Raw genomic sequence first — 12,414 nt, forward strand, 5'->3', positions numbered from 1 at the left:
TCTCGGTGGCGCCTCTTCCAGTATTTCTGTGACAGATCGCACCTCCACCCGGCGCATCATTTGTCACTTTCCCTAGGTCGCCGCTTCCGCCGACGCACGATCTGTCACAACATCCGGCAGCTCCGCCAAATTCAAAACATGCGCTTGGACCTCTAAAAATATATAATCCAGGTGCTATCGATTGTTTTCCCGGAGGCCTCACATGAAGTTCAGCCGTGCCGTCGTCGCCATCGCCACCGCCGCAGCGGTGTTCACCGGCGGAGTCACCGTCCCCCAATCGCTCGCCGAAACCCGCACAACCCAAGAGGCCAACCTCCACTGGCCCACCGCGCGCGTCGTCCCTGGCGACACCGTCGAAGTGAAGCCCGAGGGCTCGTTCTCAAGCACCATGCGATTCTCCGGCGAGGAGGACTACCTGGGCTACCGCTTGACGACGAACCCCCTCACCGGCGTCGCCACCATCACCGTTTCCGAGGACGTCATCCCGGGGGAATCGATCCGGTTCAATATCACAACTACCGATGGTGTGCGCGAGCTGGATTACGACCTCGACGTGACTGTGGTTGACTCGCTCGGCACCATGGCACGGGAATCGGAGCTGGATTACCCAGAGGTACTCACTGCGCATGAGGCAGAGGGAGTTTCCCGTCCTTTCGGTGATGTCCCAGAAGGAACGACCTTCGACGTCGTGTCTCCCGAGCACTTTGAGGCGACTATTTCCGACGATGGCACACTTTCGGTCAAGCAGCTTGATGAGCTGCCAACCAGTTCCTCCTCCATTGTCGCAGTAACCGCAACGTTCGCCGACGGTTCGACGAAGACGTTTAGTGTGCCTGTCCTGGTCACGAAGTTCGAAGATGGCGAGCGCTCAGAACTGGCAAACGCGACAATCGAGGAATATTACGACTTCCTCTTTGAAAACCGGTTCAAGCCCGAATGGGAAGTCGCAAACATGGCGGGCGATGAGCCCGGGTATGCAGAATACTCCGGCGGGTTCGCTGAAGGTTCGAAGTTTAAGCTCCGCGATGACCTCGTCCCCAATCTCCGCTACTTCGGTGATGTCTCCGTCGATCCGGACAATGGCACCGTGACCGTGAGCCCGAAGCGACCAATCAAGGGCTTTCGGCGATTCGACGTCCCCGTCGAGGTGGAGGGCCCGGATGGCCGGGTAGGCGTTGGTTCCGCCGAGTTCTTCATTGACGAGCCAGGTCGGTGGCAGTCCGAAAAGGCGGTCGTTGAATACCCCGAGGTAAGCTCCCCGACACCCGGGCCGTTTACGTCGAATCCGTACACAGAGGTCCCCGAGGAGACATGGTTCGAACTTCATGGGAAAGCGCCGGAGGGCACGGATGTGGATGTCAACCGCCAAACCGGGGAGGTCACGGTGCAAACACCGGATCGCACAAGGCCGGGTACCACCTTGATTTTGCCGATCCTCGCCCACTTCCCAGACGGTTCCAGAAAGCACACCGACGCAAAACTTATCCTGACAGAACCGGAAGTGCCAGAGGCGAGCACGACACACGTCACGTACCCGACCCAGACGATTAATCCTGGTGAGACCGTTACCATCCGCCCGGATAATCTGCCGGAGGGTGCAGCGGTTTCCGTCAACGAAACATTCGGCCACGGGAGTTCAGTGTCGGTGGATGAAAAGACTGGTGCTGTGACAATCGCTGCCTCGGAGGATGCGAGGCGTGGATCAGCAGGAGCAAAACTTTGGGTCATATTTAAAGACGGGTCTTATCACGAGGTATGGGCTTATGTGGACATCGAAGAACCCACCCCCACGCCCACCCCGGAACCGTTGCCCGAACCCACCGAGCAGCCCACGCCCGAACCCGAGGAACCGCAGCCCGCGCCCGAACCGGAACCAGAGGCCACCGAAAAACCCACCCCGGACGTCTTCGAACCGGCCGATGTGACCGAGGAAGAACCGGGTTCCGCGGAAGGCTCCAGCACCGGCGGCATCATCGCTATTGTGCTCGGGGTGCTGGCTGCACTCGGTGGCTTGGCGTTCGCAGCCAAACCGCAGTTAGAGAAGATGGGACTCTGGCCGGACTTGCCGTTACCCACCGCCTAACATATCCCCCATGAGGAAGATCGCCACTGCCGCCACGGCCATCGCCGTCGCCGTCGCCACCACCACTGCCCTGCCCGCCCACGCTGAGCCGGCTATCACTCAGCTGTCGACGGCGCTGGGCTCGAGCGGCTCGTCGAAGCCGAATTACGACAACCTGGACTCTGTCGAGGGTTCTCCGGACAAGCGCCTGTTCGAGGGCTCGTACACGGGGTCGGCACCGATTAGCCTGACCATTGCGTTCGTCGCTACGGCGGTGGCCATCCAGGCGATCGTCGACTTCGTGCCTCCGGTGCGCGAGGCCGTGGACAAGTACGCGGAGCAGTTCAATCTGCAGCACGTTCCGGGCTCGTCCGAGGGCAACCGCATCTTCCCTGCCGAGCAGATTAAGGCGCAGGTCAACCAGGCTATTCAGGACTTCCAAGCCCAGTTGTAGCACCACCACCCACCCTGTGTTACGGTTGTGAACCGTTGTGGTTGCAGTGACTTGTGTGGCTAATGTGACTTAAGCCCGAACTGCGGTGGAAGGGCTGCAACCGAAAACGGCCGGTCGTCGATACGCGACACGGCCGTTTTGCCGTCCCAGGGGCAAGTAAGATCGCACCCATGACTGATCTTTCAAACCTGCTTGATTCCGCGAACCGCCCCAAGGTCGTCGAGGAGATCTCCAAACTTATCGACGACACCGTGGCCAACCAGTCCGGCCTCACCGGCATGGCCCTGAAATCGGCAGTCGCGGCCGGCAAGAAGGCCGACGCCGACGCGATTTCCAAGGGCGTGAACAAGTTCCTCCCGCAGATCGTCGACGAGCTCAACCCGTACTGGAACGCCTTCAACGCCAGCGACGAGCAGAACTTCGGCCAGTTCCTCTCTGCACGCGAGGACGAGGTGGTCAAGTCCATGCTCGACGCCGGTGACAGCGCCGTCGACTCCATGCCCAGCGCGCTGAAGAAGGTCTACTCCACGCTGCGCGGCAAGGCCGCCAAGATCGTCGGCCCGGCCCTGCCGGAATTGGGCAATATCGCGGAGCGTCACGCTTAACGACGACCCCGCATTGCAAAGTTGACACGGGCCCGGCATTTCCCCAGGTGGGAGATGCCGGGCCCGCGTTATTTGTCAACTTCTGCACAAAGGAGGGCGTGAACTACACGTCCAGGAAGCGCACGTCCTTCGCGCGGCGGGTGATAAACGAGCGGCGCGCTGCCACGTCGTCGCCCATGAGGATGGAGAAGAGTTCGTCGGCGCGCTGCGCGTCCTCGAGCTCCACACGGCGCAGGATGCGGGTCTCCGGGTCCAGGGTGGTCTCCCACAGCTCCTTGGCGTTCATCTCGCCCAGACCCTTGTAACGCTGGATGCCGTCATCGGTGTTGATCTTGCGGCCGGCCTCCAGGCCCTCCGCCAGCAGCTCGTCGCGCTCGCGGTCGGAGAAGGCGTAGCCCGGCTCGCCCTTGCCCCACTTGAGCTTGTACAACGGCGGGTTAGCCAGGTACACGTGGCCGTTCTCCACCAGTTCCGGCATGAAGCGGAATAGCAAGGTCAGCAGCAGGGTGGCGATGTGCTGGCCGTCCACGTCAGCATCGGCCATGAGCACGATCTTGTGGTAGCGCAGTTTCGCAATGTCGAACTCTTCGTGGATACCCGTGCCCAGGGCGGTGATGATGGCCTGGACCTCGGCGTTCTTGAGCACGCGGTCCATGCGGGCCTTCTCCACGTTCAGGATCTTGCCTCGCAGCGGCAGGATCGCCTGGTACTTGGAGTCGCGGCCGCCCTTTGCGGAACCGCCTGCGGAGTCACCCTCCACGATGAACAGTTCGGACTTTGCAGGGTCCTTGGAACGGCAGTCCGCCAGCTTGCCCGGCAGGCCACCCAGGTCCGTCGCAGACTTACGACGAACCAGGTCACGCGCCTTACGCGCCGCCTGACGAGCCTGCGAGGACGCCACCGCCTTGTTCACGATGACCTTCGCCTCAGCCGGGTTCGCGTCGAACCAATCGGACAGGTTCTCGTTGATGGCGCGCTGGACAAAGCCCTTGACTTCAGTGTTGCCCAGCTTCGTCTTCGTCTGGCCCTCGAACTGCGGGTCAGCCACGCGTACGGAGACGACAGCGGCGAGGCCCTCACGGCAGTCGTCGCCAGTAAGATTCGGCTCCTTGTCCTTGAGCAGCTTGTGCTCGCGGGCGTAGCGGTTCATCAACGTGGTCAGCGCGGCACGGAAACCTTCCTCGTGCGTACCGCCCTCATGCGTGTTGATGGTGTTGGCAAAGGTGTGGACAGACTCCTTAAAGGAGCTGTTCCACTGCATCGCCACCTCAGCCTCAAGGCCGTCGCCCTTCTGGTCGAAACCGACGATGGTCGGGTGGATCGCGGTCTTCGACTTGTTCAGGTAATTGACGTAGTCGATCAGGCCGTCCGGGTAGTGGTAGACAACCTTTTTCTCACGCTTCTTCTTAACGTCCGGCGCAACCTCATCGCCAACCTCAACCGGGTTGCCGTCGCCGTCCTTATCCACCTCAGAAGCGTCGACGGTTTCGGTGTTGTCGTCGAACGAGTCGCCGCCGATAAGCGCCGCAGTGTCGCCCTCTTCCGCAATCGCCTCGAGCTCGAGCTCCTCATCGGTGACGCGCTGGTCCGTCAGCGTAATCGTCAGACCCTTGTTCAGGAACGCCATCTCCTGCAGACGGCGCGCAATGGTGTCGTAATTGAACTCGACCGTCTCAAAAATCTCCGGGTCCGGCCAAAAACGAATCGCCGTACCAGTACCGCGGGCATTACCGCCCTCCTCCAGCTTGTCCGGCACAGCCATCTTGAAGTTCTGCAGCCAGTGCTTGCCGTCGCGCTTAATGTCCGCCTCAACACGAGTCGACAGCGCGTTCACCACGGAAATACCAACACCGTGCAAACCACCAGACACCGCGTAGGAATCCGAGTCGAACTTACCGCCGGCGTGCAGCTGCGTCATGACAACCTGCACCGTCGGTGCACCAGACGGGTGCATCTCCACCGGAATACCGCGACCATTATCGACGACCTGAACGCCGCCGTCTTCCAACAACGTCACATCGACCTGGTCGGCGTAGCCCGCCATCGCCTCGTCGACAGAGTTGTCCACGACCTCCCACACCAAGTGGTGCAGACCGCGCACACCGGTGGAACCGATGTACATACCTGGGCGCTTACGCACCGCCTCAAGGCCCTCGAGAATAGTAATCGACGACGCGTCGTAATGGGGTTGCTGTTCAGCCACTGCGGGACGCTCCTCCATGCGTGAAATATGGGCCCTAAGCCCGTTGAACTCGTTTCATCTTACACGCCGAGGGGGACATAACGGGCACTCGTCCAACCCGCGAGCGGGCGTTTCACGCCCCAATTTCACGTTTTCGGGTTTTAAAGGACAGTCAATCCGTCAAGGAAATCTTGTTGCTGGGCGATCACAGAACGAAAGCGGTTGTTTTGTCGGATAACCTCCGCAACGTCCTCGTCGATATAGCTCGCGATACTAACGAGGTTATCCGCATCACTATTAAAGTTGTGCCGTCCGAGAAGATGTTCATGATGAGCGATCCGGTTCCGTAACTTGGCAAACTGGTTTAATTCGTTCCTCAGCTGGGAACGCTTGCCTTGATAGTTCGGAAAAGCCTCAACCAAACACGGCTCCCATAGCGTCTGTTCGTAGTTGAGATAGCCGCGCCCTGGACCCGAGTCTCCGTTATTCAACAAGCTAAGCCACATTCCTAGAGAAACTTTTCCTACAAAATAGTCCCCCGAAATAGCAGAACTGGGACGCTTCCGTTTAATCTCACTCAGTTTCTGTTCAAATGCACGGTAGTCTTTTCGCGTCAGAAGGATGTACTTGCTCTTGAGCTGATTCCCTTCTTCGGAAGACGATATGGAGTCTTCTCCATTCATCACTAACGTATGCCAACCGTCTTCGTGGTCTATATCGAAGTAGTCGCACAGTTCGTCGTTCATAGCGTTGCGGACGAGAACCTCCACCAGCGCCACTGCGGGCCAAAAAGACCCCGCGATTTGTGAGTCCCAGAAATACAGTCGACTTGCAGCCCGGTTAATTCTTTCAGAAAGTTCTGAGGTGTTGTTCCGCCCTTGGTAAGCGATCAACTGGCGCTTCCTGTCCATTCTTTCCTGGCGTTAAAACATAATCCCGAAACGTTGACATTCTCGGCGAAGAAGCGATGAGATTCATATTCAGATCGCTGAAATTCATTTCCACCCCCAGAAATTTCAAATGCCCCGAGCGTCCTGAAAACTCAGAACCTTCGCCGTTACTGGCTCAATCTGCGGGGCTTACATGGAAAACAATAAGCGACACTTTTCCCCAACGCAAGCTCTAACTGCGTGAGGGTATTGACATTCAAATCAGTAATCCCTACCCATACGTATCCCGCGGGCCGCGGCCTTTGACGTGCAGCGGCCCGTAGCGCCAACTTTTCGTCTTCGGTCCGTAGATGTGCAGTTTGGTCACCACGTCCGGCCCGACTTTCTCGGCGATGGCGCGCAGCACTTCGCGCTGCATGTACTTCATCTGGGTCGCCCACGCGGTGGAATCACAACTCACGTGCACTTCGTCGCCCTTGATCATCTCCACGTGCGTGTGCTGTGCGATCTTCTCCCCGACCAGGTCCTCCCAGTGCCCCATCACCCAGCCATGCGCCATCTTTTCGGTCCAGTCGCGTTTGCGCACTTCTTTGCCCAGCAGGTTGGCAAAAGAGGAGACTTTGTAACTCCTCGGCAGCGCGCGTCCGTCCAGGCCGGTGGGAACCCCCCGAACATCTGCTTGTCGACGACCCCCTTCCGGCAAGTCCAACCCCGGCACCGTGATGGTGCGGTGGTCGTCGATAAGCGTTGGCTTGTTGCGCCTTGGAATCACACTTCTGCCCTGCCGGGAGAGGTCCGGCAGGCGGCCGCCGCGTTTGCGGGCGGTGGCGCGCAGGTTGTCGAAGGTGGTTTTAATGAGATCGCTCAATCGAACTCACCCCATCCTCCATGGTCACGGCGTAGCGGGCGGTGACGGCGTCGTCGAGGTTGCCGGGCAGATCGTCGCCAACCGCGGCGGTGATCAGGACCTGCTCGGTCTCTTCCGCCACGTGAACGAGGCGCTCGCGGCGTTTGGCGTCGAGTTCGGCGAAGACGTCGTCGAGAATCAGCACCGGATCCTTGCCGTCGCTGGACAACAATTGGTATTCGGCCAGGTGCAGTGACAACGCATACGACCAGGTCTCCCCGTGCGAGGCGTAACCTTTCGCAGGGTTGTCGCCGAGCATGAGCGCCAGGTCGTCGCGGTGCGGGCCGACCAGCGTGATGCCCCGGTCGATCTCCTCCTTGCGGCGCCGCCCCAACTCCGTGAGCATCGCCGCCTCAAACACCGCAGGGTCCCGCGAGGGCCCGCCGGCGAGCTCCGTGACAGCTTTGTCCAGCGTAGAGCGGTATTCCACCGACGCCGGCCGCGATTCCGGCGCCACCGAGTGGTACGCCTCCGCGATCAGGGGCCCAAGCGTATCGACGAGCCCATGCCGCCCCGCCACCACCTGCGCCCCAAAATGTGCAAGCTGGCCGTCCCACACGTCGAGGGTGCTCAGGGCGCTCGCGCCGTCGTCGTCACCGTAGCCCCTGCGAAGCGCCATGTTTGAGTGCTTGAGCAGTGCGTTTCGTTGGCGCAGCACCCGCTCATAATCCGCGCGGGCCCCGCCAAGACGCGGCGTGCGCAGCGCCGCCAGGTCGTCCAGGAAGCGACGCCGCTCCGCCGGCTCACCATTGATCAGCCGCAGGTCCTCCGGCGAAAACATCACCGTGCTCAACACGCCCAGGATCTCCCGGGCGGACTTCAACTTCGTGCGGTTGATCTGCGCCTGGTTCGCCCCATGCGGCTTGATCAGCAGGTGGGTTGTGAGTTCGCGGCCGTCGTTGACCGTGGTGACCGAGACGCGCGCGTTCGGTTTGTTGCTGGCTACGAGCGGTGCATCCGTAGATACCCGGTGGCTCGACAACGTGGATGTGTAGTGCACAGCCTCCACAATGTTGGTCTTGCCATGGCCGTTGCGCCCGGCGATCACCGTCACCCCCGGCTCGAGCTTGAGATTCAACTCGGGCCACGAGCGGAAATCACGCAGATCAAGCTCGCGGACGTGCATACAGACCGCCCGCGACTAGCCCGGCAGGCGAACCGGCATCAGCAGGTACGTGAAGTACGTATCCGGGGTGGGGAACGTGCCGTTCTCGTCCGCCTCCGGCAGCTCCTCCGGCTCCGGGATCATGATCGCCGGACGCGACGGCTCCGTGAAGCCGAACACCACGCGGTTCGTGCCAATCACCGACAGGCCCTCGCGCAGGTAGCCGGCGTTGAAGGCGATGAGCAGTTCGTCGGCACCGGTGAAGGCGGCGTCGATGGTCTCCTCAGCCGCACCCGAATCCGCGCCGGAGGAAAACAGCGTGACCTGGCCTTCCTTGAAGTGCAGGCGCAGCTGCGCGTTGCGGTCCGCGACCAGGCTGACACGACGGATCGACTCCATCAGCGGCGCAACCTCAACCGACGCGATCGACGTGTGCTCCTTCGGCAACAACGGCTCCACATTCGGGAACTCCGCATCCAACATGCGAGTTGTGGTTTCGCGGTTGCCGGTGTGCAGGCCAAACAGGCCCTCGCCGCCAATGTTGTCCTCGGAACCGACAGCGATCTCCACCGGCTCGTCGATACTCGTGTCCAGCGTACGAGCGTTATCCAACAGCGTCTTCGCCGGAACCAGCAGATCCGCCTTCACGTTCGCGCTCGCTGGCTCCCACGTCAGGTGACGCTGCGCCAGGCGGAAACGGTCCGTTGCAGTGAGCGTGACATTTTCGCCGTCGATCTCCACATGGATACCCGTGAGCATCGGCAGCGTGTCATCACGACCTGCCGCCGCCGCGACCTGCGTGACCGCACCCGTCAGCGACGCCGGCGAAATGCGACCCGTGACCTGCGGCAAGTGAGGCAACTGCGGGTAATCATCCAAGGACATAATCGGCAGCTCGAAGCGCGCCGCGGCACCCTGCAGCACCAGCTTCTGACCATCCGTGGTCACCTCAACCGGCTTGTTCGGCATGTTCGCCACAATGTCCGCCAGAAGCTTGCCTGCAACAGCGACGCGACCCGGGTTAGACACCTCGGCGCCGATACGCACACGCGTGGACACCTCGTAGTCAAAGCCCGCGAATTCCAAACCATTGTCATCCGCAGTGATCACCACCGCGCGAAGCACCGGCTGCGTGTTCTTCGTCGGCAAACTGCGTGCAACCCACGCCGCGGCGTCAGAAAGGTCGTCCCGTTCGACGCGGAACGACACGTTGTTGTCACCGTTGATGTCAACCATGGCGGCGCAGACTCCTTGCACGTGGGTAGGGGCCGGATGTAATTACGCAACCACTCTAGGCGGGCACCCCGACACACGCCATTTCCGGGTGCCAGTTTTGTCATTCGCTCTTTGCCTCTCGACGCCTATCGACGAAGCCCCGGCGAGTTCTGCACACCGTCTCTTTCTCTTAGAAGAATTACAAGTAAATAGATGGGAACAACAGTAAGTCCTGGGGAATCTGTGGATTACACCTTATCTGCGCCGGTCATCTCGGCGATCCGTCTTGTGATTCAGGGTGTGGATAACTTGTGGATAACTACCTTCGCCTGTGGATAGATTTCTGTGCCTTTTGGAATTACACATTTTGTCCCGAGCTATCCACGGTTTGTCCACATTTCGCTCCCCAGCCGGTCAGCGGCCTTTTGTGACCAAAATCGCCTAATTACAACGGTGTAATTACACAGGTGTGGATAGGTCTGTGGATAGATCTAGGTTGGGTGGGGTTTGGCGTGGTTTCGGTGTGTTGTTGAGGCTCCCTGGCTGACACATTCCGCCAGAATCTGTCAGCCGTCGGCATCGCTGCTGGTCAGAAATGAACCCTGACAAATTTTGTGAAGTTTGTCAGGAAACGCCGTGCGGGAGGCGCGACAACCACAAAAAAGGGAGCCCACCGGAGTGGACTCCCCTATTAACTCGACCGCCTACCGCGCGCGGGCCCGGTTCTTCACCAGTTGCGTGAGCTCCTGGATCTCGTCGTAGGTGCCACGGTTTTCTGTCATTTCCTTGCGGATCTTGCGGTCGGCGTACATGACGGTGGTGTGGTCTTTGCCGCCGAACTCGTCGCCGATCTTGGGCAGTGACAGGTCGGTGAGTTCGCGGCAGAGGTACATGGCGATCTGGCGGGCGTGCGCTACCTGACGGGTTTTACCTGCGCCGACGAGCTGCTCCATGGTGACTTCGAAGTATTCCGCGGCGGCTTCTTTGATGGTGGCGGCGTTGATGTTCACGTCGCCTTCGTCGGGAAGAATGTCGCGCAGTGCTACCTGCGCAACTTCCATGGTGATTGGCTCGTTGATCAGCGAAGAGTAGGCGGAGACGCGGATTAACGCGCCTTCGAGTTCGCGGATCGACGACTCAAACTGCGACGCGATGAGTTCGAGCACGGCGTGGTCGACTTGGGTGCCGTCGGCGGCAGCCTTCTTCATCAGAATGGCGATGCGGGTTTCTAGGTCTGGTGGCTGAACGTCGGTGATCAGGCCGCCTTCGAAGCGCGTACGCAGACGGTCTTCCAGCGTGGTCAGTTGCTTCGGCGGGCGGTCGGACGACAGGATGATCTGCTTGTTTGCCTGGTGCAGCGCGTTGAAGGTGTGGAAGAACTCTTCCTGGGTGCCTTCTTTGCCTTCGAGGAATTGGATGTCGTCGACCATCAGAATGTCGAGGTTGCGGTAGCGCCGCTTGAAGGATTCTTGGCGGTCGTCGCGCACGGAGTTGATGTAGTCGTTGGTGAATTCCTCGGACGAGACATATTTAATACGCAGGCCTGGCTGTAGGACGCGAGCGTAGTTGCCGGCGGCGTGCAGCAGGTGGGTTTTGCCGAGGCCGGAGCCGCCCCAGATGAAGAGGGGGTTGTAGGCCTTGGCGGGGTTTTCGGCGACGGCGACGGCGGCGCCGTTGGCGAAGCGGTTTGAGGAGCCGATGACGAAGTTTTCAAAGGTGTATTTCGGGTTGAGGCTGGCTTCGCGGTCGGGGTCGTGAGCTGGCTTTTCGCGCGGGATGCGGCGGTCCACGGTGGGATGAGCAGCTGCTTCTCGACGACGCCCCTCAACCTGAGCGGCATGCATCCGCGCCAGCTCGTCGAGGCCCATTGGGATTTGTTCGCCGGCGGCGGGTTGTTCTGCTTCGTACTCCCCCGCCACGGTTTGGGATTGGCCCCAGGAGTGCTGCTGGACCGGCGGCGTGGGCGGCTGCACCGGTTCGGGTTCGGGCTGTGGTTCAGGCTCGGGCTCGGGTGCGGCGACGGAAACGGCCAGGTTGTAGGGCAGTCCGGTGTGGGAGGTCAGCAGCGCGGTGATGTGCGGGGAAAGGGAGTCTTCGACCACGTTTTTGGCGGCTTGGTGTGGTGCGGAGAGGAGGGCGTAGCCGTCGACAAGTACGACTGGCTTCATGAGCCGCAGGTAGGCGCGCTGCTGCGGGGTGAGTGTGGGGACCGTGGACGAGGGTTGCTCGGAGAGTCTGAGGAGTTCGTCGACGATGCCACGCCAAAGATCCTCGAGGTGTTGATCCGCCAAGGTCCGCTCCAGTCTGTCAATTTCCTGTAATTCCAAATTCACCGCTTGATCCACAAGCGCTGAGGATGATCGGCTTGGCTCTCACCTGCCGATCCACAATGTTATCCACAGGTGTGGACAGCTTCGCATTCGGGAGTTGTCCACAGGTGCATTTTCCTCTGTGGATAACTGTGTGAATTACAGAAACCTGACCTGCCCTGCGGAAATGACCGTCGAACCGGGAAAGTCTCAACCATTACTTCACAGTTATCCACAGGGCTGTGCATGAACAGCCTGTGTGATTGTGGTGTTGAAACATTGTTACCCCGCCCGACCTCGCAGTGTCTAACGTTTTGTCATTCACCAAACTGTGGACAACTTCTGTTGTCGAACATGTGTCCCCCTATTCACAGTTACCCCGCAGGAAACTTCGGCGATTCGTCGCCCGACCTGCGAAAAAACACAAGCTTGTAATTATGGGGGCACCCGTTCGGGCCAGATGAGAAACCCGGAGTGTTGATTTGGCCGCGGCCGCAAATCTCGCGTAGTCTTATCCCCGTCTTCACGCCAGTTACCCCTGGCGTGCTTCACGAGAGCACCGCCCCCGCCGGGCACCGGGCCGCTTACCAAGGCGAGCCGGCGAAGGCGCTGCACGCGACTGCGCACCGATCCACTGGTGCCGAACCGCAATCTCGACGCACTCGTTTCAACTTTGGAACGGCCA

General features: G+C 60.2%; 9 protein-coding genes. 3 read left to right on the plus strand and 6 right to left on the minus strand.

Annotation, left to right across the window (positions count from 1 at the left end; genetic code table 11):
* Positions 1–202: 202 nt before the first annotated feature.
* The 3 genes from HMPREF2734_RS00525 (at position 203) to HMPREF2734_RS00535 (ending at position 3,121) form a co-directional block, all read left to right on the plus strand.
* Positions 203–2,083 carry a YPDG domain-containing protein gene (locus HMPREF2734_RS00525; protein ID WP_070568215.1) on the plus strand — a complete coding sequence of 627 codons (1,881 nt, stop codon included), beginning with the start codon at positions 203–205 and terminating at the stop codon, positions 2,081–2,083.
* Positions 2,084–2,093: 10 nt separating this feature from the next.
* Positions 2,094–2,516, plus strand: coding sequence for a hypothetical protein (locus HMPREF2734_RS00530; RefSeq protein WP_070568218.1), 423 nt, complete (start codon positions 2,094–2,096; stop codon positions 2,514–2,516).
* Positions 2,517–2,686: 170 nt separating this feature from the next.
* On the plus strand, positions 2,687–3,121 hold the full coding sequence (locus HMPREF2734_RS00535; protein WP_070568221.1) for a DUF6918 family protein: 435 nt from the start codon (positions 2,687–2,689) through the stop codon (positions 3,119–3,121).
* Positions 3,122–3,224: 103 nt separating this feature from the next.
* On the opposite strand, the gene gyrB is transcribed toward HMPREF2734_RS00535, so the two are convergent.
* The 6 genes from gyrB to dnaA form a co-directional block, all read right to left on the minus strand.
* Positions 3,225–5,324, minus strand: coding sequence for a DNA topoisomerase (ATP-hydrolyzing) subunit B (gyrB, locus tag HMPREF2734_RS00540; RefSeq protein ID WP_070568481.1), 2,100 nt, complete (start codon positions 5,322–5,324; stop codon positions 3,225–3,227).
* A 140-nt stretch (positions 5,325–5,464) separates the two neighbouring features.
* Positions 5,465–6,214, minus strand: a complete 750-nt coding sequence (locus HMPREF2734_RS00545) for an Abi family protein (RefSeq protein ID WP_070568224.1) — start codon at positions 6,212–6,214, stop codon at positions 5,465–5,467.
* Between the two features lie 250 nt (positions 6,215–6,464).
* The gene (locus HMPREF2734_RS00550; protein ID WP_070568227.1) at positions 6,465–7,061 is read right to left on the minus strand and encodes a DciA family protein; all 597 of its coding nucleotides are present in this window, start codon (positions 7,059–7,061) and stop codon (positions 6,465–6,467) included.
* The gene (gene recF, locus HMPREF2734_RS00555; RefSeq protein WP_070568230.1) at positions 7,045–8,226 is read right to left on the minus strand and encodes a DNA replication/repair protein RecF; all 1,182 of its coding nucleotides are present in this window, start codon (positions 8,224–8,226) and stop codon (positions 7,045–7,047) included. Before recF ends, HMPREF2734_RS00550 begins: the two co-directional genes overlap by 17 nt.
* A gap of 15 nt (positions 8,227–8,241) precedes the next feature.
* Entirely contained in the window at positions 8,242–9,441 is a 1,200-nt protein-coding gene (gene dnaN / locus HMPREF2734_RS00560; RefSeq protein ID WP_070421914.1) for a DNA polymerase III subunit beta, read from the minus strand.
* Positions 9,442–10,124: 683 nt separating this feature from the next.
* Positions 10,125–11,711 carry a chromosomal replication initiator protein DnaA gene (dnaA, locus tag HMPREF2734_RS00565; protein WP_070421913.1) on the minus strand — a complete coding sequence of 529 codons (1,587 nt, stop codon included), beginning with the start codon at positions 11,709–11,711 and terminating at the stop codon, positions 10,125–10,127.
* Positions 11,712–12,414 lie beyond the last annotated feature (703 nt).

Source organism: Corynebacterium sp. HMSC055D05 (assembly GCF_001810365.1).
In the GTDB taxonomy this organism is placed as follows: domain Bacteria; phylum Actinomycetota; class Actinomycetes; order Mycobacteriales; family Mycobacteriaceae; genus Corynebacterium; species Corynebacterium coyleae.